The following is a 23,609-nucleotide window of genomic DNA, read 5'->3' as shown; positions in this document are numbered from 1 at the left end:
CTGAAAATATAGAGTTGACGGTAGGCAGCGTTCATGAAGAAACCTCTTTTCACAAGTAGACGTATATGTTCTATCTACCAGTGTAGGCTGGAGACAATCAATTAGCAATGGGGCATCAATATGGATGATCCAGAGAATTGGCAAAACCTGTATCGCGAGCTGTCACAGGTTATCGGTCAACCAGCAACGCGACAACTCTATCATTATCTTCAGGGGATGCAGATCAGTTTTCCACAGTGGCTATTGGACGCGCAGCGAGAAGCCAACCTTATGTATCAGGAATACTGCCGTGGCAGTAGTGTGACCAAGTTGGCTCGGCGACATAATTATTCTGAACGCAGCGTTCGCCGAATTTTAGCAAAGTTCAGAGGACAAGATAAGGCGAACTAGCTGGGTAATTGGTGGTCTAAAATAAGCGAGGTACTGGTAGCTAGTCATTGGATAAATGCAGCGGTTAAGGTGGCAATCGCGTATAATTAAAGTCATTAGGAGGAATGACAGATGACGACTGAAGAAGAACAGATCCTAGCGATTATTCGGGCAACACCAGAATTGATGACGATTCTCAGATTAATTCGGGATTGTCATCTCAAGCAAGGTGCCTTAGCTGCGGGAAGTATCCGCAACACAGTCTGGCAGGTGTTGAGTGGCCAGCCAGTAGCCCTAGCCAGTGATATCGATGTGGTCTACTTTGACCATGAACGGCCGGCTAGTGATGACTTAGAAATCTATGCCGCACTGACTGAACGCGCACCGCAATACCAATGGCAGGTGAAGAACGAGGTCTACATGGCGCACTATAACTTTGCGGACACCCCAGAGTTTACGTCGGTGGCGGATGCGATCGGTCACTTTGTGGAGGTCCCGACTTGCGTTGGCGCCTATCTGGATGAAGATGATGCCGTTAACTTAATTGCCCCCCACGGTGTGACGGATCTACTGAATTTCCAGTGTCGGCCAGTCCCATTCTATCAGCAGGATGACCGACATCTCGCTATCTTTCGTCAACGCATGGCGGCGAAGCAGTGGCAGAAACGCTGGCCCGGATTAGTTATTACTGAAAGCTAACTGCCTGGATTGTGACTAGGAGTGACTTTGTAGAGAATAATGCAAGGCAGACCTCATTTATCGTTTATGGTAGTCCGAATTTTCCCTCGCCTTAAGCCTTTGATACGCTATTGATGGCGGAAAGCCGCACTATGAGGAGGAATTGGCAATGGCAATGCGTGTGGACTTGTTACAGGAATCATACGCCCAGTTATACGAATTATTGGGTGAGGATTTAACGGAGAAGATTTATGAAATGTACCGGGGACGGCAAATTTCATTTCCAATGCGCCTCTATAACCGCGATAAGGTGGCTGAACAGATTGTTGAGGAATACGATGGACATAACTTGGCACAGTTAACGAAGGAATATGATTACTCTCAGCGATGGATTCGCCAGATTATCCAGAAGAGTCGTGAACAAGAGAAAGAACAAAAATAAGTTGGTATGGTGATGTTTTAAGTGGCCGGCTTGAAAATGGAGGACGCTTGGCTGGGCTAAGCGTTTTTTGTATGGCATGACTGTGACTTCATGACTGTGTTACGAGATACGTGAGCGATAAAACTATCAGGTCTCAAAAAAACGGGCGGTCATCTCTAGTGATGGCCGTCCGCTGGTGGTTGCCGTGGGGACAACTCCCATAGAATAGAAAAAACGTCACCACTACTGATTGGTAGCGGCGACGTTTAGTTAGGTTAATCTTTAGCTGATTCTGGTTCTAAGTTTTCGGTAACGGCTGCCGTCTTCTTTTGGACGGCTCCCAGGATTGCCCGGGCAATGGGGCCCACCACGATTAATTGAAGTGGTAGCGCCATGAAGACGTTAAAGATCCAAGTGTGCAGGTAAGTGAGGAAGAAATTACCGCCAAAGTTTTGCGTCACGATCATCCCAAATAGTGACATCAGGGTTACCATACCAACGACCATCATGCACGAGATGGTCAGTGCAATCCGAATTTGTTTTTTCTTCATGTAATCGTTCAAGATGAATTTGAAAAAGATACCCTTGACGCTGGGACCAATGATTCCCAGGTCGCAGATTGCAGCGACCACGAGTGCCAGTGGATAGCCCACCAGGACTTCACGAATGAAATGATGGGAGAAACCATCAGTTAAGGCGATGTTGTAGCCTGCCATGACCAAGACCATTAGGCCAGCCATTACGGCAGTAAATAAAAGTTCTTCTTTGAAATTTTTAGGCATTGTGTTACTCCTCGTTTGAATTTCCCACGAGTTGTTAGCGTACCATATATATTTTCATTTCGTAAGGATTATTTTGAAAATAAATGAAAAGAGCGCTTACTTTCTGAAAATCTGTGATTAGAGAGAAGTGAAGCTGCGTTTACGGCGTTTTCCTGGTATAGAAATGCCAGTGAGGGTGTGTGTTCCATTTGGAAAACCGAGTGAGACTGAGTCACCCGTTACTAACCGCAGTGCGCCGTGTTTTTTTGCGTGGTATTATACAAGGCAATCGGCGTTACCGTCGACCACCAATAACGCGTACTATTATTCTGCATTCATCATTTGATGACGAAATAATTGTGAAGCGGGAGTGATTTGCGTGTATCGCGGTAAATACATAGTGCATAGTTTAGTGGCGTTAGTGATCATGGTCGTTGGGCTAACAGCCTTGCCAACGGCATCAGCAGTGGCAAAAAGTTCGGCTGATCAGGTCACATACAACAAGGCTTATAAGAGTTCACGGACGCTGTATCAGACGAAATTTGGGTTTTACCATAACCTATATAAGTCTGGTATGAAACGGTCAGCTTCGGCCAAGTACATGTATGAGCATCATTTTAAAATTACACGGGTTGCTAAGAATGGCCACGGGGTCTTCTTCAAGACCAACTATGGCTGGATCAATCGCGATGCCTTTTACAAGTGGTTGCGGAATAACGGGAAGTTGAGCTACAGTATGAAGGTCAACAAGCAACATATTCTGTTATACAGTAAGCCGTGGGGGCTGAAGGGAGCCAAGGTCACTGGGAGCACCAGTACCAAGCAGTTGGTCGGCCACTGGTATCATGTGGATCAGCGCGCTGAGCTCAATACGGGGATTGGCTACTACCGGATGAAGGTCGGCAATAAGCATTACTGGATTCGTGGTAAGTATCTGGCCTTCAACACGAACAAACTGAAGGGCAACGTCAAGAAGGTTGAAAAGGCGATTAAGACGGGTTCTGGATTAGTCGGTAAATCTAAGTACGACTGGGGTGGTGGTCGAACGAGTGCCAGCATTGCCAATCGGCGGTTCGACTGTTCTTCATTTATTCACTGGATCTATGCCAAGTCCGGCGTGCGGTTAGGACCGGCATCGAGTTGTACCACGTATTCCCTGATTCATATGGGGCGGAAGATCAATGCCAGCAATATGAAGCGGGGCGACATCTTCTTCTTTAATGATAAGGATGAAGGCAAAAATTGCCACGTGGCGATCTACCTTGGTGACAAACTCTTCCTACACGACTCACCGAGCTCCGATACCGGGGGTGTTGGGATTTCTAGCTTGAATGATCCACATTGGAAGACCCGATTCAACCACAATGTTCGGCGGATTGTGGGCTAATTTAACGTAAAATAGGGTGTCGTGGTCAGTCTGAAAGGACAGCCACGGCATTTTTTGAACAAGTTGTTTCTATATGCGAAATTAATAATTGGTGACGACCTATTTTTATTTGGAGGCACCCTACCACTTGGTTATTGGGGAACCGGAGAAGCTGGCGGTGGAAAACTAGGGCAGTTCGATACGGTTACGCTTGTCTACTAATGAGTGCAAGTATAAAATACTTCGGCAGTCGCAACTAACAAGAAAAATCACCTTATCCAGGATGAATGGATAAGGTGATTTTTTGAATAAGCTATTGAGCAATCACGCCTTGTTGGCAGTCGAAAAAACAGTCGTTCAGGGCCGGTGTCGGTGGATTTGGTGACCTATGGACCGCCTAAGATGACAGCCGTGAGGATTTTTCACGTCGGAGTTGACACCGTGTCACCATCATGCTAAACTGCTTGTCAGTGACACAATGTCACTTTTGTACATAGAGAGGAGTTTTTCCATTGCCTTCAACGACTTTTGACCATTTACCAATAGCTAAACGTGACCGCGTGACCGCAGCACTACTCACCGAGTTTTCTGCGCACAGTCTTGCCGATGCCCAGGTGGCACGGATCGTGGCGAGTGCCGACATTGCCCGCGGTGCTTTTTACAAATACTTCGATAATCTGACAGATGCTTACCAATATCTCTATCATGTAGCTTTACACGAGATTCATCGGGATGCCGGTGGGGATGAACGGACGACGTTTGACGCGGACCGGATCTACCAAGGGGTCGTGGACTTCGTTGACCAGATTAACGACAGCCAGTACTATGCCTTCATTCGCCGACACTACGCCGAGAATGAAAGTTTGCTGCCAACTGCTGATGTGTCTCCCAAGTTACCGGCAATTGCTTGGGCAGCGATGGTACTGAGCCATGCTGCTATCAAGGAGATTTTATTACAACCAGCTAGTGAGACCATAGTTCGCGCGCGATTACGAGCGACACTGGAACTGCTTCAGCCGAAAGGGGAAGACTGACCATGTTTCTAGCACTGAAAGAGATTCGCCACGAAAAACTCCGGTACGGCCTAATTATTGGGATGATCGTGTTGGTTAGTTACCTCGTGTTTGTGTTGAGCGGGCTGGCGTATGGCTTGGCCCAACAGAATACGCAGGCCATTTCATCCTGGAATGCCAGCAAGGTCGTCTTGAATTCGGACGCTAACGACAGTCTGTCACAGTCACTGCTGACCAAACAGACCACGTCTAAGGTTAAGCTGACTAGCCACGAAGCTTATATTGGGCAAGCCGGTGTGGTAGCGAAGGCCAAAGGACAAGCCAAGTTGTCCGCACAGTTTCTGGGGATCAACCAGAGCCAATTCATTTACAAACGGGTCAAGGTGACAGCCGGTCACAAGCCTGACAATGGTCACCAAATCATGGTCGACGATAGCTTTAAGGATAACGGCTATCGACTGGGCGATAAAGTCACACTGAACTCGACCGATACCCAGTACAAGATCGTCGGGTTTACGCACAACGCCAAGCTCAGTGTGGCCCCAGTTATTTACGGAACGTTGGGCACGTGGCGGACGCTGAGTCACGTGACTACAGACTTTCAGGCGAGTGGAATCATTACCAATCGTGATAACTTTAAGACCAAGACCAGTGGACTGAGTACGCTGACGATGAGTAAATTCATTAACAAGTTGCCGGGATATTCGGCACAAAATACGACCTTTACCTTTATGATTGGTTTTCTGATGATTATTGCAATGGTCGTGATTGCCGTCTTTCTGTATATTTTAACCATGCAAAAGTTGCCGAATTATGCGGTCTTACGGGCGCAAGGTATTCCGGCCAAGGTGCTCGTCACAACGACTGTCAGTCAGGCTCTGATCCTCGTGGTCGGCGGTTTGGCAATTGGCGCAGCGCTGACGTTAGCCACCGTATTGGCCTTACCAGCAGGGGTGCCGATGAGCTTTAACGTGCCACTTTTGGCCGGTGTCACCGGCGGTATCTTACTGACGGGGGTCATCGGTGCCTTGATTCCCGTCAAAATCATTTTAAACGTTGACCCGGTCAGCGTTATGGGAGGTTAGACCATGTCAGTTCTTGAAGTTAATCACGTGACCAAAACGTTTGGCCACAATACCAATGAAGTCACGGTGCTCACAGACGTTAACTTTACGGCAGCCGCTGGTGAGGTCAGCCTGGTGATTGGGCCGTCGGGGTCGGGGAAGAGTACCTTCCTGACGATTGCCGGTGGGATTCAGACGCCGACCGCGGGGGATGTTGTGGTTCAAGGTAACGGTCTCAGTCAGCTCTCGGGTAAGGCGCGGGATGCGCTGCGGCTCAACCGAATCGGCTTTATTTTACAGGCCTACAATCTGGTGCCGTATCTGACGGTGAAAGATCAGTTTGCGTTGGTCGACCGGGTCAAACCAAAAGGCAATCTGAGTGTGGTTGACCTCCGGCACCTCTTGGAAAAATTAGGAATTAGCCAACTGATCAACCAGTACCCAGCCGAGCTTTCCGGTGGGCAAACGCAGCGGGTCGCCATTGCCCGTGCCCTCTATCAGAATCCCGACATCATCCTGGCAGATGAGCCCACAGCGGCCTTGGACAGTGAGCGGGTCAAGGTCGTCGGCCAGCTCCTTCACGATCTCGCCAAGGAACATAATAAAGCCATCGTAGTGGTCACACATGACCTACGACTCAAGGAATTTGCGGATAAGACCTATGCGATTATGGATGGGAAGATGACGGTGGCTTAGGAAATTCAGGCTGATTGAATGGACACGCTTCATTGTGCTGGAGCGTCCCGAGTTTTTAAGCACGCAATAAAAAACCATGCCCTGACGAGTTTGCCAGTGGCATGGTTTTTTTGATTAGTTTAGCGTTTGACCTTTAGTTAGGTTAACCCTATTTTGCTAGTTCTGGCGCTGTGAAATTCAGAATCTCTTTAACGGGGTGACTTGCTCGGGTGAAGACGGGAATCGTGTCAACTGGGGTGGGAACAGTGATGATTTGCCCGCCGTCGTAGACCTTTTGTGTATTAATGTCGATCCATTTTTCGCCGACTGGTAAGTAGATCGGCCGTTGCTGTTCGTTGGCGTGAAGGACGGGGGCAACTAAGATGTCTGGGCCAAACATGTATTCATCGGAAATGTCCCAGGCGGCGGTATCATGGTTAAAGTCGTAGAAGAGTGGCCGCATGACGGGCGTGCCTTTCTCGTGGGCTTGCTTCATTTGGATCATGATGTAAGGCCGCATGGCTTCACGCAGGAACAGATATTTCCGGAGAATTTGATAGGTGTCCTTGGGATACTTATAGATTTCGTTGAAGGCCCCGGAACCAAAGGGCTGGCCAAACATGCGGTCAGCGTGCTCAATGGTCTGCTCTGCTGGCTCACGGAAGCCGTGAATCCGCATGACCGGGCAGAACGTGCCAAATTGGAACCAACGGGTTAATAATTCGTGGAACTTGGGATCTTCAACGTTACCGCCAGTGAAGCCACCGATATCGGTCGTCCACCAGGAGATACCGGACAATCCAGCGTTTAAGCCGGCCACAACCTGTTTCTGCAGGGACTCAAAGGTAGAGTGAACGTCGCCGGACCAGAGTAAGGTTCCGAAACGTTGGCTGCCGGCCCAGACACAGCGAACCAGGTTGATAATGTCCGTTTGTCCCTCGGCCTTTTGACCATCGTAGAAGGCTTTGGCATAGTCTAGGGGATAGATGTTGCTGACCTTTAAGGCGGGTCCAATGTGGTAGCGGAAGTGGTCAAAGTCGTACATAAAGCCATATTCGGGTTCGGCTTCGTCCAACCAGAAGAGGTGGATGCCCTTGTCGTAATAGTGTTGCTTAGCCTTTTGCCAAATGAAGTTCCGGGCTCCTGGGTGGGTGGCGTCGAAGAAGGTTTCGTTGCCCATGAAATGGTAGGAGTCATTGTACATCCGTTCTGAGCGGACGAGGTAGCCCTTGTCATCCATTTCATCGTAATTTTCACTATTAATGTCCACGGTCGGCCAAATAGAAACCATGAGTTTGATGCCGATCGACTTGAGTTCATCGACCATGGCTTTAGGATCTGGCCACTGCTTGGGATCAAACTTCCATTCCCCTTGCTGGGTCCAGTGGAAGAAGTCGATGACAATCACGCTGATTGGGAGACCACGGTCCTTGTACTCGTGGGCCACTCGCAGCAGTTCGGCTTGGCTACGGTAGCGGAGCTTGCACTGCCAAAAGCCACTGGCAAAGTCAGGCATCATCGGCACGTGGCCGGTGACAGCCGTGTAAGATTCTTCGATGGCGGCCGGTGAGTCGCCAGCGGTAATCCAGAAGTCAATTTGGTCGGTGTCTTGGGCTTCCCACTTGGTTTCGTTGTTGGCGAAGGTTACTTGCCCAATTGCGGGATTGTTCCACAAGAAGCCGTAGCCCAGGCTAGAAATGACAAAGGGGACGTTGGCTTGCGTGTTGCGTTGCGCCAGTTCCAGAATACAGCCCTTAAAGTTCAATTGCTTTTCTTGGCGTTGGCCCATCCCGAAGATCTTTTCACCATCGACGCCTTCAAAACGCATGGTGGCAGCGTAATCGCCACCAATAATGGGTTTGAGCTCACGACCGGGGATGCCTAAGGGACTGGTCTTATGGCCGCCGGGTTTTACTTGCCAGCGTTCTTCCAGCAAGGTCTTACCAGTCTGATCGGTAAACGTCAGCCAGCCAAATTGGTTAATGCTGGCTGTCAGGTGGCCATTTTGAATAGCACCGGTATCGTCGGTGACTGCCACCTTGGCCTGATCTTGACCGCTCACGGGTTGGGTCAGCGCCCAGTCTTGGTCGGCGGCGAAACCGGCCTTTTTTGTAACCCGAACCCGTAGACTGTTAGGCCCCCAAGGCTCGACTAGAATTTGTTCTGACGCGTGGGTCCAGTAAAGCTTATGCGTATGATCTTCAATAATTGCCATAACTTAATCGGTCTCCTTCGTTTGTAAATGCCGTTGCTTTAAATCAGATGCAATCTTATCTTCCATCCGTTCGTATTTGCCATAGAAAAACACGGGAATCAGAGCACAGATGAATAAGAGAATAGATACCCAGATGAAGCTTAATTTGATACCAAATAGGGAGCGGGCCGTTTGGACGTGGTTGGCGACGTAACCAAAGTGGGCCAGAATCATGGATGGGATGAAACCAGCGAGGCCACTCCCCATCTTGATACAGAAGGAACTGCCCAGTGCAGTGAGAATCCCGGAGGAGTGAATTCCAGTCTTCCATTCCCCAAAGTCCACGGCCTGACTCAACATGGAGAAGGGCATGGTGACGGCGACCCCAGACCCCATATTGCCGAAGATCCAGCCAAATAGAGCGATGATGATATTGTGACCAGCAGCAAGGACGATGAGTTGGCCAATAATAGCAATGATAAATCCGGCTGACCAAATCTGTGTCTTAGAAAATTTCTTGTTCAGCCAGGGAATCAGGAGAATCATGAAGAGTTGCAGGGAAGCCAATGAATTGAAGAGGGCAACTAAGCCCTTATCGTTGAAGTTATACGTAAAGTAGTAGACCAAGGTGGAGTTCCGGTTAGTGTAGGCCATCCAGTAGAATAAGTTACTGAGCACGATAATGACCCAGGGCCAGTTGCCCTTGATGGCTTTGACACTCTTGTTAATAGGTACCTTTTCAACCGAAACGGGAACACGTTCCTTAACGACCGTGAAGGCGTGTAGCGTAATAATTAAGAAGATAATGGCGACGACCACGATTAAGAAACGGAAGCCAACGGTATCATTGCCTTTGCCAAGAAAGGCGACCACGGGTAGGCAGGCGGCGTTGATCAGGAAGCCCCCCAGTTGCGAACCCACCAACCGCCAAGAATTGGCTTTCAGTCGTTCCTCTGGTACCCGCGATAACGACGGCAGGATGGAGGTTAGTGGCGTGTTGATCCCGGTGTAGAGAATCCCGGAAAGAATGTAGGTTACGGCACACCAGATAATCTTTTGCTTGTAAGGCAAGCTAGGATTCCAGAACATCAGGACGGATGAAATGGCGAAGGGGAAGGCAACCCACAAGAAGTAGGGCCGTGATCGACCGTATTTGGAATGGGTGATGTCGATTAAAGCCCCCCAGATTGGCGCGTCAATCGCATCGAAGCCCCGGGCAATCAGGAGAATTACCCCGGCGACGGTCACGGGAATCTTGGCAACGTCGGTATAGAAGTACAGCAGGTAACTACTGATTAAAAAGTAAATGAGGACTTGGGCAAAGTTTAAACTGGCATAGTTGAACATTTCATAATTGCTTAGAAATTGTTTGGTTTTCTTTTTCATATTGAAGTTCACCTCAAATTTTATGGTCTACTCGAGAAGACAGTTATATTGTACACGCTTTCACTAACCTGCTGAAACTGCTATAATGACAGAAAAAGTGGACGATTTTGAAGCGACTCACAAAAACGGTGGATGATATTCAGATAAATATACAAATAAGTGGACTATTTTTCGAAAATATAAATTAAAGGTGGACAAAATACAGATGAGTGATAACGATGCAATTACGATTTTGAACAGCGACCGCCCGTTCCATCACTTTGTGGCGGGGCGCTATACAGCCAAAAAAGGCTGGCAGCATCAGACAACCACGCTGAATGATAATTACGAATTAATCATTGGCGTGAAGGGTGTCGCCTATCTCCAGGTGAACGACACCAATTATGAGTTGGTCCGGGGAAAATTTATGCTTGTACCTGCGGGAGCAACCGTGACGGGCTATGAGAAATCCGACGTAGATGTCGAATACTATTGGTTTCACTTTTATCCTAAGGATCGCGTGGCGACAATGGGGCGTGATCAACTGCTGGCGGCGTTGGACGATTGTGATCAGCTGAGCCGGATTATTAATTATGCGATATTGCCGGTAGAATACACGATTGATAATTTTGACAATATTTTGGCGAGTGCCAATGAAGCGTTGGCCATTTCACAGCAGATTAACTATACGGATGCCATCATGTCCTACAGTGTGACGAAGTTAGCTTTGCAAATCTCCAACGACTTTATTAATTCCCTCCACCGGTTGGTTAAGGAGAATCCTAAAGCCCGGCTAATTAAAGACTGGATCCGGGCCAATTTGAATTATTCGTTGGGGGTTAAGGACGTAGCGGCACATTTTGACTTAAACTATCGCTATTTAAGTCAGCTGTTGAAGACGGAAACCGGATTTACCGTAGAAAATTACATCATTTTCTTGAAAATCAATATTGCCAAGCGATTACTATTGGAGTCCAATCTCCCGTTGAAGGTCATTGCCGATCGGGCTTACTTCAATGACGAGAAGTATTTCTTGCGATTATTTAAGAAGAAGGTGGGTGTGACCCCCACGACTTATCGGAAGAATTATATGAAGGGGTTCTTGGTAACCGGGAACCAACCCGCGAACAAGGATGACTAGCGTGACGTGGTTTTTACGCTGGCAATCTCATTTTGGGGTTAGCTTTAAAGGGAGATAGTAGTCGACCGAAAAAATTTGTTTTTCAAACAACATTCTTCTATGAGTCAGCCCCTTAGTTTAGTGAATAAAGAAAGCCAACAAATCCCGATTTAGCTCGGATTTGCTGGCTTTTGTCATCGGACATACGCAAAAATTATAAGTTTCGTGAAATTTAAAGGTCTAGACAATTGCGTCTCACCCTGAGAACGGGTAAAATGTTTTATGGAAACGGTTACACAAATAGTTTAATCAAAATTTCTATGAACAGTGGAGGATGACAATAAGATGAATCGACACTTAAGTACCTTCTTTATCTTTACGTTCGGTGCACTTGGTGGATTATTGTTTGGATTTGATACGGGGATTATTTCTGGGGCATCACCATTAATTGAAAGCAACTTTAGCCTAAACATTGCTCAGACGGGATTCATCACGTCTTCCGTCCTGATTGGGTCGTCCGTCGGGGCGCTGGGCGTTGGACCACTGGCCGATCGGTATGGGCGTAAACGCCTACTGATCTTGGCGGCGATCCTCTTCTTACTGGGGTCATCACTATCAATGGTTGCGGTTGGGTTCTGGTCGATGGTCGTTGCCCGAATCATTTTGGGCCTAGCCGTTGGATCAGCTTCTGCCTTGACGCCAGCCTATCTGGCCGAATTGGCCCCCGCAGAGCGACGAGGGTCATTGGGAACCCTGTTCCAGCTGATGATTACGCTGGGAATTCTATTGGCCTACGTCTCTAACCTGGGCTTCCTGGACCACAACCTGTTGGGCATTCGGGACTGGCGGTGGATGCTGGGGTCCGCCTTGATTCCAGCGGCACTCCTGCTAATCGGGGGCTTACTCTTACCAGAATCACCACGGTTCTTGGCCGAACAAGGTAAGAATGACCAAGCACTCAGCGTGTTAAAAATGTTGCGGAAGAATACGACGGATGATCCGTCGGCTGAGTTGGAAGAGATCAAGGTCGTTGCCAGTCAGCCCAAGGGTGGCCTGAAGGAACTCTTCACGGTTGCCCGGCCCGCCGTTATCGTGGCGGTCGGCATCATGCTGCTACAGCAATTGGTTGGGATCAACTCCGTCATTTACTTTCTGCCACAAGTCTTCATCAAAGGCTTTGGTTTCGCGGAAGGCAGTGCTATCTGGATCTCCGTTGGGATTGGGATCGTGAACTTTGCCGTGACGGTGCTTGCGACCTTCATCATGGATAAATTCAACCGACGGACGTTCCTGATGTTTGGGTCGATCGTTATGGCAGTTTCACTGAGTATTTTAGCCGTGATGAACTTCACTATGGATATTCACACGACGGCGGTGCCAACCATGATTCTCATTGCCGTTTACATCTTTGGGTTTGCTATTTCCTGGGGTCCCATCGCGTGGGTCACGATCGGTGAAATCTTCCCGTTGAGCGTTCGGGGAATTGGCTCGTCCATCGGGTCAGCGGCTAACTGGATTGGAAACTTCTTGGTTTCACAATTCTTCCTGGTTATGCTGGCTTACTTCCACAACAATGTGGGTGGTCCGTTCGCTGTATTCGCTGTCTTTGCTGTCCTCTCCATGTTCTTTGTCCACTACCTGGTTCCCGAAACGCGGGGCAAGTCACTGGAAGAGATCGAAATGGAATTGCGGCACCAAGATAAGCAAAAGTCAGAAAATTAAAGTTATTTCACTGAAGGGATTGGTAACGGACGAAAGGGTCTGACCAATCCTTTCCTGTTTTTATGAAACGGTGATAAAATTAAAAATGTAAGCGTATTACTAAGGAGTGAATGGCATGTCAGATTTTAATCGTGATAGTTTTTCATTAAAGGGTCAGGTCGCCATTGTTACTGGTGGTTCCCGTGGACTCGGTAAATTCTACACCACGGCACTGTCCCTGTACGGGGCCGACGTGATGGTCGTGAGTCGCACGCAAAACGGGTGGGACGAGATTCGGCAGGTCGTTGAAAAAAATGGCCAGCAAGTGGCATTCTGCCAACAGGATGTTACCGCACCAGGCGCCGCTGACAAGATCGTGACGGCCACGCTCAAGGAATTTGGTCACCTTGATATTCTGGTCAACAATGCCGGGGTCATCATTAGAAATGACGTGCTGGATTATAAGGACGAGGACTGGCAAAAGGTCATCGATATTAACTTGAACGCCACTTACTACCTGGCGCACGCCGTTGCCAAGGTCCTGACTAAGCAGAAGCACGGCAAGATCATCAACATTGGCTCCATGCTCTCTTACCGGGCCGGAAAATATATCTTTCCGTACACCGCCAGTAAGCATGCCGTCCTAGGTTTGACGCGGGCGTATGCCGATGCCCTAGCCAAGGATAATGTTCAAGTGAACGGGTTAGCACCTGGCTATATTAGTACCGACATGACGAAGGCACTGCAGGAAGACCCCGTTCGTGGGCCAGAAATTGCGGCGCATATTCCGAGTGGCAACTGGGGTGTTCCCGCTGACTTGATGGGTCCCATGATCTTCTTGGCCAGCCATGCTTCAGACTACGTGACCGGGGTTATGGTTCCTGTCGATGGCGGGTACCTACTGCGGTAATTGCGTGAGTAAGTGCTGAGCAGTTTGTTTTAAAAGAGTGATTAGCGGCGTCGGGGCTTGGATAATGCGAGCGCCGGCGCCTAAGTATAGGTACCACCGGCTAAAATCAATGAGCTGTTGCTGGTTGGTCGGGTCCAACACACATTCCAGAATCGCCGTCTGTTGAAAGGCGTCCTGATATTGGAGTACCGCAGTTGGATGGGGATGGTTGTGCCACTGTTGAATAGCGTCGGCGTTCAGCGTTAATTTCACGTTAGGCTGTGGCTGGGCCCGTTTGATGGCAGTCGCAATTGCCGCAGGCTGGAGGACCTTCTCTTGAGTGACGGGAGCCACTGCGGTCAGTTGGTCGATGGCAAGCTGGACGAAGTGGTGGCTAGTCAGGTTCCAGGCGTCCACGTACCAGTTGGCCTGGCGACTGAAGACGTGGCGAATCCAGACGGTCTGGGCCCCAGTCGCGGTGGTCAGCACGAGTTGTCGGGTGGTCAGGCAGGCATTCAGGAGAGGCTTCAGCTGAGCGGGGGCGTAGTCGGTAAGCTCGGTCAGCTTGGGATTGCGGGGATTGGTATGGTCAAAGACCAGCAGTTCCTGTAGTGTGAGCAGGTCATCCTGTTGGGACTGTGAGGCAATGGCGACTAGCTTTTCGGTTAGGGTATTGCGGTTCTGTAGGTAGGGTAGCTGCGTATTGAGAGTCGCAAGAAAGCTGACAAAAAGGGCCTTGAGTTCTTCACTGTTGAACTGAACGGCTGGAAGTAACTGGTTCTGTAAAACCGCGTAACCCCCGTCCCGCCCGACGCTCGCCGTCAGTGGCATCCCCAATTCTTGGATGGTATTGAGGTCACGAATGACGGTACTGCGCGAGACGCTAAAGTGGGTCATCAGTTCGCGAATTGTAAAGTATTGGCGATTATTGATGTAACGCATCATCGTGTTAATACGATCAGTTTTATGCATGCTATTTTTTCTCCTAACAGTGTCAGTTTTTGAAACTATTAGACCGTATACTGAGTCTATCATCTTAAGGAGGCCACAACAACATGGCAGATTACACGATTGAAACGAAGTCAGCATTCACGGTATTAGGTATTGGAACGGTCCTCACGGGAGGTTTTCCCGAAATGGGGCAACAGAAGACGGCTTTCTGGCAGAAAATCAATGCCGACCGCACCCTAGACAGTCTGACGGGCGTGAACGACTATCCTTTTGCGGTCAATGAAGCCGTTAATGGTCAATTTTGCTACTACGCTGGCCGTGAGGTTGTGGCTGATACGCCGGTCGCTGATGGCCAACGGCTGATTGCATTTCCAGCGGGGAAGTACTTGGTGATCAAAGGGACTGCGGCTGACCAGATGAGCTTGTACAATTCTCTGGAAGGGCCAGCCTTCGGTGAAATTCTGCCGCAACTGACCGATTACGCCTACGTGGGTGGGCCCAATACATCTTACGTGACCGGGACCGATATTGACGGCGTCCACGGCGAGATGCTCGTCCCATTAGTTGAAAAATAAGCGATTGTGAGCGAGGCGGCTACCGTCCCGCTCTTTTTGGCGAAGGAGGTTGTTTCACGTGAAACATGAATGGCGAAAGGCTGAAAAAGACTGGTATCTTCCCAAGAAACCGACATTATTGACGTTACCCAAGCTGAATTTTATCACGCTGGCCGGGACTGGTGATCCCAATCAACCACAGTTCAGCGAGCAGATCGGTGCGCTCTATCCCGTGGCCTACGATCTACGCATGGCCTTGAAACGCGGTGATCTGGGAGCGCCTTACGAATATACTGTTTATCCATTGGAGGGTGTCTGGACCACCGACGACGGATCACGGGGAGCTGGCCTGAATAAGGCCGCATTGCGTTATAAAATCATGCTTCGACAACCGGATCGACTGACTGCGGCCGATTTTCAGGCGAGTTTGGCACGGGTTCAAGCGAAGAAGCAGAACCCGTGGTTTACGGCGCTACAGTGGGAGACGTACGAGGAGGGTCAAGTCCTCCAGACTATCCATCACGGGCCGTTTGATGATGAACCGGTAACCTTTGCGCAGTTACAACAGGTGGTGACCGACCAAACACTTAAGGTCATCCCGACGATGGGCGAGTACTGGCATCGCGAAATCTACTTGACTGACACGCGCCGGACGGCCCCAGAGAAGGCCAAGACGGTGCTGCGGTACCGGGTTGCCCCGGCGTAGAAAAGAAATGAAGGTGTAACGACGGGAGAGTCCTGTAAACCAGAAAAGGCCTGTAAAACCGAATGGATTTTACAGGCCTTTTTGACTGGTTAAATTACGCTGATTTTTTAAAGTAAATGCGAGTCCCCAAACCACGAGCATGACGACTAGACTCAGACCCAATGCAATCTGTGTACCGAGTTGCGTCTGAACCACGGTTGTGGCCGCTGGTTGAAGCTTCCCGCCGAAGGCCAGCAGTGCCGCCATGATGGCAGTGCCGAGTGACCCGGAGTATTGTTGCAAAGTATTGAAGGCGGCATTTCCATCACCGATATTGGGTCGGGGCAGTTGTTGCAGGCCAAAGGTCAGGAGGTTATTAAACATGAAGCTAAAGCCGATCTGGAAGAGGACAAACAGCCCGATGATTAATGGAATTGATAGCCGAGTTGCCAGGGCCGCAAACAGAATCATAGTAAATAGGAGAAAGCTGGCCCCAATGCGTAATGGAGCGGTGGCACCGCGCCGGTCCATGACTATTCCAGCAATCGGGGATAGGACAGCAGAGGTTAGACTACCAGCCAGCAACATCAGACCGGAAACCATCGCATTTTTCCCCAGTACCAGTTGGGTAAAGTTTGGGAGTAAGAAGGTCAAGCCAATTTGCACAAACTGAATTAAAAAGTAGAGAAGCAGTGCGCGGCTAAACGTGCCATGTTTGAAGATAGTGAGCTGGATGAGTGGCTGGTCACTGCGACTGGCCACGCCAATGAAGCCTGCCAGAACGACGCACGCTACGAGAAAGAGGCCGTAGAATCTGGGCGATGTGAAGCCTGCACTACCGATAGTGTTAAAGGCCAGTGTCATGAGTCCTAAGGCCGCGACAATCAGGATAAATTGGCCCCACGGAAATGACTGGCGTTCGGTTTTCCAAGTTTGTTTCAGATGACGAGCCGCAACCCACCACGAGATTATCCCGATTGGTAGGGTCAACCAGAATACTAGCCGCCAGCTCAATAGCTGCGTCATGAGGCCACCATAGGTCGGGCCCAATGAGGGGGCCAAGGCAATTAGCATGCCTGCCGTCCCGGTGTAGCGGCCCTGTTTCGCAAATGGCACCTGCCGCATGATCAGAGCAAAGACCAGTGGCATGGCGAATCCCGTCCCAATGGCCTGAATGATCCGGCCAAGCAAAAGGATAGTCAGGGACGGTGCCAAGGCGCAGAGCACGCCGCCTAAGACAAAGGCTGACCCGCCAACACCAATGATGGTACGGAGGCGAAAGCGACTTTGAATAAAGGCAGTGACGACCATCGTCGCTGCAACCGCAAGCAAGTAGACCGTAGTGACCCACTGAACAGCGTTGAGGGAAACATTGAATTGGTGCATGAGGGTGGGGAATGTGACGTTCATGGATGTTTCGACGAGGACGCCACAGAAAGCCAAGCCAGCCGTGCCAAATACGGCATATTTTGTTGCAGAATCGCTGTTTTCTGACATATGAAGAAGAACCTCCATCACCGAGTAAAGTACGAGCAACATCATACTTTTCCTTGGTAACGCAGGTTCCGTCGCGGGATATACAAGTATTATTAATTTAGTGGTACGGCTTTACCCGAATGTAATTACTGTCTAGTATACCGCAAGCTTTCCCAAAAATTCAAAGGCTTATTTTAACTACCTGAAGGTTGAAAGCCAAAATGGTTGGCCTACTCTTGTGACCGTATGAAGTATCACCGCTAAATTAGTGCTAATGGTCGCACTCCGGCGGTCAGGGATTCCGCTTGCTGGGGAACGCCTCCAGCCAAAGGACGGGCTTTCAGCTCGCCTGAAAGCCCCCAAGTTCAGGCGTCTCTCAGGTCGTCCCATATCTGCCGGCCGGTAAGGCGATGGTTGGACAACGTTGCCTAATTCTGGGGCCAGTATCGTTGTAACAACAGTCATAATGAGTATTTGAGAATTTTCAACCTTCAGTTAACCACTGTAAAATCTGATCCAACGTAGTGACCTCATGCGTGGGACGAGCAGCAGTTGCGGGAGCCTCACTATCTCGATTGATCCAAATGGATGGCCAGTTCAGTTGATCAGCGGGGACAATGTCACTCAGATAGCCTTGAGCGATGTGCCAGTGGTTCGCTGACGTCAGGCCGTAGTGGTCAGCCACCGCATTAAAGAAGGTATGATCGGGCTTGTAAGCGTGAACGTCCTCGGCAGTCCAAATATCAAGGGGCACTTCTAGTGCAGCGGCATTGGCAGGAATGATATCCCAGCTGGAGTTAGACATCATAATCAGGTGGTAACCGCGTTGCTTCAGCGTTTTCAGAGTGGCAATCACTTCGGGAAAGGGCTTAAGGCTACGGTGAGCTATGAGTACTTCCGGAAAGTACCGTTCGAACTGATGGCGAAGACCAAACTGGTAGTCTAAGTGAATTAAGTTATTACGTGTGAGCAGGTCGTAATCGAGGTACGGGTGCATATTGTTGCGGTCGTCCTGATAGGCGATGAACCGTTGACGGGCTAACTGCGCATCAACACCAAACTCAGTTGCTGCTTGCGTCACCGCGTCATAGGTGTTTGTTTCATTGAGGAGCGTGCCGTAGCAGTCAAATGTGAGATATTTATCAGTCATGAGAAGACTTCCTTTTTATTTTCCCTAGTATGGAATGAAAAAAGCCACCCCGCAAGGTGGCTTTTCCAGTTAACTGAATTACTTAAACAGGTGGGCCTCAGAAGTGGCGGCTTCTGAAACACTTAGGATGACACTTTATTCAGCGTCGTAAGCGGCTTGGAAGATCTTGATGATGTCTTCCTTAGTTCCCTTACGAGGGTTAGAGAAGGCGTTTCCGTCCTTCAAGGCATTTTCAGCCATCAGTTCGAAGTCTTCTGGCTTAGCACCGATTTCCTTGATGGAAGTTGGGATACCAACGTCTTGTGACATTTGCTTCATAGCCTTGATGGACAATTCAGCTGCGTCACGTGTAGACAATCCAGTGGTGTCTTCACCCATGATTTCAGCCAATTGGGCGAAACGTTCTGGGCAAGCGATGATGTTGTACTGTTCCACGTAAGGCAGGAGCAATGCACAGCAGACACCATGTGGGGCATCGTATTGGCCACCAAGTTGGTGCGCCATGGCGTGAACGTAACCTAAGTTGGCGTTGTTGAAGGCCATCCCGGCTAACATTTCAGCTTCGACCATTTTGGTCCGGGCATCCAAGTTGTGGCCGTTCGCAACGGCTTCACGTAAGGAGCCTTCAATTAACTTGATGGCTTCGATACATTGTGAGTCGGTGATTGGGTTGTGGTCAACGGACACGTAAGGTTCGATGGCTTGGACGAAGGCGTCCATCCCAGTTGCGGCCGTCAGGTTCTTAGGAATATCGAGCATCAAAGTAGGGTCGTTGAAGGAAACCAACGGAATATTCCGCCATGAAACGACAACGAACTTCAAGTGGGTTTCTTCATTCGTGATAACGGCGTGACGGGTTAATTCGGAACCGGTCCCGGCAGTCGTGTTTACGGCAATCAATGGTGGTAAGGCGTGGTCGAGCGTTTCGATCCCGGCTAACTTGGTAATGTCGTCGCCGTTGGTCAAAATGTCACCAGCACCCTTACCAGTATCGTGAGCGGAGCCCCCACCAATGGTGATGATGGAATCGGCTTCAGCTTCTTCATAAAGTTTCTTAACTTCTTTGATATTCCGGATCTTTGGGTTGGGTTCAACGTTATCGTAAATAACGTAGTCCACACCAGCCGCTTCAAGAGAAGCAATGGTTTGTTGAACGGCACCATTGTCCATGCTTTCGAGAATCTTCCCAGTCACGATGACGGGCTTCTTCATCCCTAACATCTTTGCACGTTCACCAATCTTGCTAATTACGCCAGGGCCAAAAAAGTTGACACTGGGCATAAGAAAGTCATAACTACGTTCAGCCATAATTCAATTTTCCCTCTTTCAGAAGTTTTGAAAATCCTTAGTACCAATTTCACAAAGTAATTATAACTTAGGTGATTACAGTTTGCAATAGGTTTCGTTCATTTTGTGTTCGTTAAGGCGTGTGCAACCGGGTGAAATGCTGATGGATAGGCATTTATCGAATGCTTTATAAAACTAAAGTTATCGATTTACCAGTCGGTTTTACGATAATGAAAAAGCTAACAAGTTGACTAGTCAACACGAAAACAACTGTCAACTAAGGGGATATTTGGCAAAAAAATTCGCTGGGTACGCGTTTTTTTCATAGAATGGGTATAATGAAAGTATCTTAGCAAGTGAGAAGGCATAGGTATGAAGGATATGGATGCGCACCGTCGAAGTGAGCAGGCCGTGTGGCAGGCTCGGCAACAAACCAAGCTGGCGAAGTTAAAGGGTGCGCAGCGTCATTTGGTGGTGAACGTGGGGGCTTACTTGGCGATCTCGGTGATTGAATTCTATCTCGCTATTGTTGGGCATTCACAGACGTTGCGGGCAGATGCGTTCAATAATTTATCCGGAATTATTGCGTCCGTCCTGTTAATGGTGGGCCTCTACATTGCCCGCGATATTCACGACGACGATTTGATGGGCCAACCATTACCGGAGGATTTCGATAACAGTGGCCAGCGCTTGCAGCTGACGCGGTTTCACTACGAGACGGTCTTCACCCTGATTACGGGACTCGTGATGATCGTCATTGCCGCCAGCGTGATCTTTTCCGGGATCAAGAGCCTCATGCATACGAACACGCAGGAGATTCCCCGGGCAATTACGTTGGTCGGTGCCGGGATTGCGACGGTCATCATGCTTGGTGTCTGGTGGCTGAATCGGCGTGAAGGACGGAAGCTCCAGAACGCCGCGTTAACGGCTGCTGCTCAGGATAGTCTGAGCGATGCCGTCACCAGTCTGGGCACAATGGTGGCTATTGGTGGCGCGCTATTCTTCAAGCTGAGTTGGTTAGACGGCGTGGCTAGTATCTTAGTGGGCTTTTTCCTTCTCGCGACGGGTATCAGAATTTTCCGCGAGAGTAGTCTGAACTTGGCCGATTACTTTGATCCCCAAGTGGAAGACCAGTTTCGTCAAGCGGCGGAAGATTTTCCGGAAGTTGAACGGGTCACGGAATTGAAGGCCCACTACAACGGAAACGTGGTGACACTGGAACTGGTGATTGCGGTCGATCCGCACATGGAGGTCCAGGAGAGTTACCGTTTGGGTGAAGAGATTGAGGCGGCCATGCGTTTACAGTTTGGAATTGTGGATACCGACGTGATGGCGGTACCGGCGATATAGAAGAAGGCACTCGGCGATGATGAGCTGGGTGCCTTTTAGATGCTTGCGTAAATGGTAGAATGCAATCTTAAAAATGGATGATCAATTGTAATAACTGATCATTAAATAGCGTAATTATCAGTTATTGATTAATAAAGCTGAATTGCCGGCAGACTAACTCGTGGCTTCCCCAGCAAAGAAGGGCTCAGTCACCGTGAGCGTTTGCGCATCAAAATTAAGTTCGGCAAGCAAGCCGTACGGTAATGCAGTACGTGGGTAGGCGTGACCAAAATTAAAATTGGTCATGATGGGAATGTTGAGATCGCGCGTCACTGTGAGCAATGCCTGACAGTAGTCAGTATAGTAGCGTTCGTTTTGGGGCTTACCCGTAATGATCGCACGAACATTACCGAGAATACCGGCACACTTGAGATTTTGGAGCATGGTTTGATAGGCGGCTGGTGTTGGCTGTTCCTCGCTGGTTTCCAGAAAGAGAATTTTATCGTGCCAGCTAGCTGGCCCTGGTAACAAGCCATAGTGGCGAGCGATCTCAGGCTCGTCGGGGTAGCGGGTATCCGTCAAGAGACTGTTCAGACTATCGAGGCAACCGCCTAGGAGTCGCCCTGTGACACGACCGTTTCCCCGTAGCACCTCGTAGCCCCGGGTTTCGGGATGACTGCGTCGTGGGGTATCCAAGGCGGCTGGCGAAAAGTCGGTACGTTCTTCGTACCACACGGGGCTGCTGGGGATGGCAGTTGTCGTGGGGTTCTGGAAATAGTGGGACAAGGTCTGGTGCGTATAAGGCAACAGCTCTGGGCCCAGCTCGGCTAAGTCGTTCAACAGGTTAGGGCCATAATAAGTTGTGAGACCCAGTTGATACAAGACTAAGTGGTCAACAGTGGTATCAGAAAATCCGGTAAATATTTTCGGATGACTCTGGACGGCAGCCGTAAATTGTGGATCATCGAGCAAGTAAGGGGCTAAACGGTAGGTATCAATACCACCAATCGCACAGATGATCCCTTTGATCTCTGGATCCATGAAGGCAGCCTTTAGGTCAGCGGCGCGGGCTTCCGGGTGGGCGTCAAGATAGTCCAGCCCCTTGAGCGCGTTGGGCATGGTTACGGGCGTAAGACCAAGTTCATGCAAACGTTGGCAACCGCGGGCGAGCTCATGAGCTGCAAACTTTTCGCCTAATACGCCACTGGAAAGACTGACAATAGCGACATGATCACCGACTTTTAGTGGATAAGGTTTGAACATTAGCGCGCCTCCTAAGGAATAAATTGACTTTTATTATACCTTTTTCACCAGTTGTAGACCAGACTATTCAAAATGAGGCGGGGATGAATTTCCCGGCCTCATTTTAGGTTTTAACTTATTTTAGCTGTCGCGTTAGACTAATTATTTAGATTGATTAAACAACCAATCACGCACAGCGGGAACCGTATAGCCGTGATCAAACGAAGCCATGTGCTCCATTGATTGACTGGACCCAACGAGTACGGATCCCTTCTTCCAGGTCACAAAGTTGCGGGCTTTATTCTGGGAGATGGCTTTGTTAGCTGCGGTGTTGAGCTGCTTAGCACTCCAGGTGGCATTCCAAGTGGCATCGGTGTAGCTGATGCTATTCTTCTTGAAGCTACTGATGAGGCTATCCTGACCCGCAGTTGCTTGGGAGTCCCCACCGGCGACAATGTAGAAGAATTTCTGTTTCCGCAACGCCTTGAGTTGACTGACATCCCATTGGCCAGAAACGTAGAGACTAGCCGCAAATAGGTTCGGGTGATGGGCATTCAGGTATAACATCGTCATGCACCCCATGGACTGACCAGTCGCATAGAGTCGCTTACTATCAATGTTATATTGCTTTTGTAGTGACTTTAGGAGGTCCAAGTAGGTGTTAACCTGCGCCTTAACCACACTGGAACCTGATTGACCCATCCCTCCGGAGACCGTTGATTTCTTAAAGGATGGCACCAAGACGAAGCTGGCGTGTTTGGCCTGTTCAGCCTTGGTCGCCCAGATGACACCACCGTAGCCTTGTGTTAGCGCGGATTTCGTGCTTTTACCTACAATGCTATCGTCATGAATGAAGCTGACCATGGGGTAAGATTTGTTCTTCGTGTAATTGCTGGGGACGTAAAGGTTATAAGCCAGCTTAACCCCCGTTTTGGCATCGGTGTAGGTTCGTTGCACGTACTTGGATTCGACCTGCTTCAATACGGTCTTCAGGGACGGATCTGTCGTGGCGTCGTTCGTATCCGTCTTGGTAATCGTGCTGGAACTGGTGCTCGAAGATGAGGAAGAACTCGTCGTGCTTTTAGAAGTGGATTTTCCGCAGGCGACAAGGGCACCAGTTAAGGCTAGTGCGGCAACACAGAGCGCAATTTTTTTGAAATGATGCATGGCATGGGATAGGCCTCCTAAAATATAGATTAAATGATTCATAACTATCCAAAGTTGAGTATAGCAAGCTTAGGTTAAAAGTAGAACAAAAGCACCTTCAAAGTTGAAGGCATTTTTGCGAATCAGAATTGGCCTCCTTTAATTGATGGTGC

At 49.3% G+C, this 23,609-nt stretch carries 22 protein-coding genes; 13 read left to right on the top strand and 9 right to left on the bottom strand.

The genetic code is table 11. The features are described from left to right. Positions 1-120: 120 nt before the first annotated feature. The 3 genes from ACKTSF_RS09410 (at position 121) to ACKTSF_RS09400 (ending at position 1,489) form a co-directional block, all read left to right on the top strand. A complete protein-coding gene (locus ACKTSF_RS09410; protein WP_407888818.1) occupies positions 121-390 on the top strand; it encodes a Mor transcription activator family protein in 270 nt (89 codons plus the stop codon). Between the two features lie 111 nt (positions 391-501). Continuing rightward, positions 502-1,068 carry a nucleotidyltransferase family protein gene (locus ACKTSF_RS09405; protein WP_407888816.1) on the top strand — a complete coding sequence of 189 codons (567 nt, stop codon included), beginning with the start codon at positions 502-504 and terminating at the stop codon, positions 1,066-1,068. A 148-nt stretch (positions 1,069-1,216) separates the two neighbouring features. Then, positions 1,217-1,489, top strand: a complete 273-nt coding sequence (locus ACKTSF_RS09400; protein WP_407888814.1) for a Mor transcription activator family protein — start codon at positions 1,217-1,219, stop codon at positions 1,487-1,489. Positions 1,490-1,743: 254 nt separating this feature from the next. On the opposite strand, the gene ACKTSF_RS09395 is transcribed toward ACKTSF_RS09400, so the two are convergent. After that, positions 1,744-2,250 (bottom strand): DUF2798 domain-containing protein, encoded by a 507-nt coding sequence (locus ACKTSF_RS09395; RefSeq protein ID WP_407888812.1) that lies wholly within the window; start codon positions 2,248-2,250, stop codon positions 1,744-1,746. Positions 2,251-2,608: 358 nt separating this feature from the next. On the opposite strand from ACKTSF_RS09395, the gene ACKTSF_RS09390 reads away from it, so the two are divergent. From ACKTSF_RS09390 to ACKTSF_RS09375, 4 genes are all read left to right on the top strand, one after another. Beyond that, the gene (locus tag ACKTSF_RS09390) at positions 2,609-3,616 is read left to right on the top strand and encodes a C40 family peptidase (protein ID WP_407888810.1); all 1,008 of its coding nucleotides are present in this window, start codon (positions 2,609-2,611) and stop codon (positions 3,614-3,616) included. Positions 3,617-4,107: 491 nt separating this feature from the next. Further along, on the top strand, positions 4,108-4,629 hold the full coding sequence (locus ACKTSF_RS09385) for a TetR/AcrR family transcriptional regulator (protein WP_407888808.1): 522 nt from the start codon (positions 4,108-4,110) through the stop codon (positions 4,627-4,629). 2 nt (positions 4,630-4,631) lie between these two features. Beyond that, positions 4,632-5,693, top strand: a complete 1,062-nt coding sequence (locus ACKTSF_RS09380) for an ABC transporter permease (protein ID WP_407888806.1) — start codon at positions 4,632-4,634, stop codon at positions 5,691-5,693. Between the two features lie 3 nt (positions 5,694-5,696). Continuing rightward, the gene (locus ACKTSF_RS09375) at positions 5,697-6,368 is read left to right on the top strand and encodes an ABC transporter ATP-binding protein (protein ID WP_407888804.1); all 672 of its coding nucleotides are present in this window, start codon (positions 5,697-5,699) and stop codon (positions 6,366-6,368) included. A 148-nt stretch (positions 6,369-6,516) separates the two neighbouring features. Here the strand turns inward: ACKTSF_RS09375 and ACKTSF_RS09370 are convergent, their stop codons facing one another. Together ACKTSF_RS09370 and ACKTSF_RS09365 are read right to left on the bottom strand one after the other, a co-directional pair. After that, on the bottom strand, positions 6,517-8,562 hold the full coding sequence (locus tag ACKTSF_RS09370; protein ID WP_407888802.1) for a glycoside hydrolase family 31 protein: 2,046 nt from the start codon (positions 8,560-8,562) through the stop codon (positions 6,517-6,519). Positions 8,563-8,565: 3 nt separating this feature from the next. Continuing rightward, positions 8,566-9,927 (bottom strand): glycoside-pentoside-hexuronide (GPH):cation symporter, encoded by a 1,362-nt coding sequence (locus tag ACKTSF_RS09365; protein WP_407888800.1) that lies wholly within the window; start codon positions 9,925-9,927, stop codon positions 8,566-8,568. 205 nt (positions 9,928-10,132) lie between these two features. Here ACKTSF_RS09365 and ACKTSF_RS09360 point away from each other — a divergent pair, with 205 nt between their 5' ends. The 3 genes from ACKTSF_RS09360 (at position 10,133) to ACKTSF_RS09350 (ending at position 13,637) form a co-directional block, all read left to right on the top strand. Further along, positions 10,133-11,047, top strand: a complete 915-nt coding sequence (locus ACKTSF_RS09360; protein ID WP_407888798.1) for an AraC family transcriptional regulator — start codon at positions 10,133-10,135, stop codon at positions 11,045-11,047. 324 nt (positions 11,048-11,371) lie between these two features. Then, on the top strand, positions 11,372-12,748 hold the full coding sequence (locus tag ACKTSF_RS09355) for a sugar porter family MFS transporter (RefSeq protein WP_407888796.1): 1,377 nt from the start codon (positions 11,372-11,374) through the stop codon (positions 12,746-12,748). Between the two features lie 115 nt (positions 12,749-12,863). Further along, positions 12,864-13,637, top strand: a complete 774-nt coding sequence (locus ACKTSF_RS09350) for an SDR family NAD(P)-dependent oxidoreductase (protein WP_407888794.1) — start codon at positions 12,864-12,866, stop codon at positions 13,635-13,637. Here ACKTSF_RS09350 and ACKTSF_RS09345 read toward each other — a convergent pair. After that, complete coding sequence (locus ACKTSF_RS09345; RefSeq protein ID WP_407888792.1) at positions 13,626-14,588, bottom strand: helix-turn-helix transcriptional regulator; 963 nt, start codon at positions 14,586-14,588, stop codon at positions 13,626-13,628. The genes ACKTSF_RS09350 and ACKTSF_RS09345 overlap by 12 nt on opposite strands. Positions 14,589-14,671: 83 nt before the next feature. Between ACKTSF_RS09345 and ACKTSF_RS09340 the strand changes: the two genes are divergently transcribed. Together ACKTSF_RS09340 and ACKTSF_RS09335 are read left to right on the top strand one after the other, a co-directional pair. After that, positions 14,672-15,142 (top strand): GyrI-like domain-containing protein, encoded by a 471-nt coding sequence (locus ACKTSF_RS09340; RefSeq protein WP_407888790.1) that lies wholly within the window; start codon positions 14,672-14,674, stop codon positions 15,140-15,142. A gap of 58 nt (positions 15,143-15,200) precedes the next feature. After that, complete coding sequence (locus ACKTSF_RS09335; RefSeq protein ID WP_407888788.1) at positions 15,201-15,827, top strand: GyrI-like domain-containing protein; 627 nt, start codon at positions 15,201-15,203, stop codon at positions 15,825-15,827. Between the two features lie 69 nt (positions 15,828-15,896). Here the strand turns inward: ACKTSF_RS09335 and ACKTSF_RS09330 are convergent, their stop codons facing one another. The 3 genes from ACKTSF_RS09330 to ACKTSF_RS09320 all read right to left on the bottom strand — a co-directional run bounded on the left by ACKTSF_RS09330 (position 15,897) and on the right by ACKTSF_RS09320 (position 19,740). Next, positions 15,897-17,303 (bottom strand): DHA2 family efflux MFS transporter permease subunit, encoded by a 1,407-nt coding sequence (locus ACKTSF_RS09330; RefSeq protein ID WP_407888786.1) that lies wholly within the window; start codon positions 17,301-17,303, stop codon positions 15,897-15,899. Positions 17,304-17,766: 463 nt separating this feature from the next. Next, on the bottom strand, positions 17,767-18,432 hold the full coding sequence (locus ACKTSF_RS09325) for an HAD family hydrolase (protein ID WP_407888784.1): 666 nt from the start codon (positions 18,430-18,432) through the stop codon (positions 17,767-17,769). A gap of 135 nt (positions 18,433-18,567) precedes the next feature. Continuing rightward, positions 18,568-19,740, bottom strand: coding sequence for an iron-containing alcohol dehydrogenase (locus ACKTSF_RS09320; protein ID WP_407888782.1), 1,173 nt, complete (start codon positions 19,738-19,740; stop codon positions 18,568-18,570). Positions 19,741-20,091: 351 nt separating this feature from the next. Between ACKTSF_RS09320 and ACKTSF_RS09315 the strand changes: the two genes are divergently transcribed. Beyond that, complete coding sequence (locus ACKTSF_RS09315; RefSeq protein ID WP_407888780.1) at positions 20,092-21,069, top strand: cation diffusion facilitator family transporter; 978 nt, start codon at positions 20,092-20,094, stop codon at positions 21,067-21,069. Positions 21,070-21,222: 153 nt separating this feature from the next. Here ACKTSF_RS09315 and ACKTSF_RS09310 read toward each other — a convergent pair whose 3' ends face one another. Then, positions 21,223-22,311 carry a S66 family peptidase gene (locus ACKTSF_RS09310; RefSeq protein WP_407888778.1) on the bottom strand — a complete coding sequence of 363 codons (1,089 nt, stop codon included), beginning with the start codon at positions 22,309-22,311 and terminating at the stop codon, positions 21,223-21,225. Between the two features lie 141 nt (positions 22,312-22,452). Further along, positions 22,453-23,457, bottom strand: coding sequence for a carboxylesterase family protein (locus ACKTSF_RS09305; protein ID WP_407888776.1), 1,005 nt, complete (start codon positions 23,455-23,457; stop codon positions 22,453-22,455). Positions 23,458-23,609 lie beyond the last annotated feature (152 nt).

It is taken from the genome of Levilactobacillus muriae (genome assembly GCF_045862015.1).
Taxonomy (GTDB): Bacteria; Bacillota; Bacilli; order Lactobacillales; family Lactobacillaceae; genus Levilactobacillus; species Levilactobacillus muriae.
Note: the sequence above shows the minus strand (reverse complement) of the source record. Positions and strands in the feature narration are given on the sequence as shown.

What these genes read in the sequence shown, in the direction of transcription:
- ACKTSF_RS09380 (WP_407888806.1), top strand. Translation starts at nt 4,632, where the DNA reads ATGTTTCTAGCACTGAAAGAGATTCGCCACGAAAAACTCCGGTACGGC.
- ACKTSF_RS09370 (WP_407888802.1), bottom strand. Translation starts at nt 8,562, where the DNA reads ATGGCAATTATTGAAGATCATACGCATAAGCTTTACTGGACCCACGCG.
- ACKTSF_RS09320 (WP_407888782.1), bottom strand. Translation starts at nt 19,740, where the DNA reads ATGGCTGAACGTAGTTATGACTTTCTTATGCCCAGTGTCAACTTTTTT.
- ACKTSF_RS09310 (WP_407888778.1), bottom strand. Translation starts at nt 22,311, where the DNA reads ATGTTCAAACCTTATCCACTAAAAGTCGGTGATCATGTCGCTATTGTC.
- ACKTSF_RS09325 (WP_407888784.1), bottom strand. Translation starts at nt 18,432, where the DNA reads ATGACTGATAAATATCTCACATTTGACTGCTACGGCACGCTCCTCAAT.
- ACKTSF_RS09350 (WP_407888794.1), top strand. Translation starts at nt 12,864, where the DNA reads ATGTCAGATTTTAATCGTGATAGTTTTTCATTAAAGGGTCAGGTCGCC.
- ACKTSF_RS09315 (WP_407888780.1), top strand. Translation starts at nt 20,092, where the DNA reads ATGAAGGATATGGATGCGCACCGTCGAAGTGAGCAGGCCGTGTGGCAG.
- ACKTSF_RS09405 (WP_407888816.1), top strand. Translation starts at nt 502, where the DNA reads ATGACGACTGAAGAAGAACAGATCCTAGCGATTATTCGGGCAACACCA.
- ACKTSF_RS09360 (WP_407888798.1), top strand. Translation starts at nt 10,133, where the DNA reads ATGAGTGATAACGATGCAATTACGATTTTGAACAGCGACCGCCCGTTC.
- ACKTSF_RS09400 (WP_407888814.1), top strand. Translation starts at nt 1,217, where the DNA reads ATGGCAATGCGTGTGGACTTGTTACAGGAATCATACGCCCAGTTATAC.
- ACKTSF_RS09375 (WP_407888804.1), top strand. Translation starts at nt 5,697, where the DNA reads ATGTCAGTTCTTGAAGTTAATCACGTGACCAAAACGTTTGGCCACAAT.
- ACKTSF_RS09330 (WP_407888786.1), bottom strand. Translation starts at nt 17,303, where the DNA reads ATGTCAGAAAACAGCGATTCTGCAACAAAATATGCCGTATTTGGCACG.
- ACKTSF_RS09365 (WP_407888800.1), bottom strand. Translation starts at nt 9,927, where the DNA reads ATGAAAAAGAAAACCAAACAATTTCTAAGCAATTATGAAATGTTCAAC.
- ACKTSF_RS09305 (WP_407888776.1), bottom strand. Translation starts at nt 23,457, where the DNA reads ATGCATCATTTCAAAAAAATTGCGCTCTGTGTTGCCGCACTAGCCTTA.
- ACKTSF_RS09345 (WP_407888792.1), bottom strand. Translation starts at nt 14,588, where the DNA reads ATGCATAAAACTGATCGTATTAACACGATGATGCGTTACATCAATAAT.
- ACKTSF_RS09340 (WP_407888790.1), top strand. Translation starts at nt 14,672, where the DNA reads ATGGCAGATTACACGATTGAAACGAAGTCAGCATTCACGGTATTAGGT.
- ACKTSF_RS09395 (WP_407888812.1), bottom strand. Translation starts at nt 2,250, where the DNA reads ATGCCTAAAAATTTCAAAGAAGAACTTTTATTTACTGCCGTAATGGCT.
- ACKTSF_RS09355 (WP_407888796.1), top strand. Translation starts at nt 11,372, where the DNA reads ATGAATCGACACTTAAGTACCTTCTTTATCTTTACGTTCGGTGCACTT.
- ACKTSF_RS09410 (WP_407888818.1), top strand. Translation starts at nt 121, where the DNA reads ATGGATGATCCAGAGAATTGGCAAAACCTGTATCGCGAGCTGTCACAG.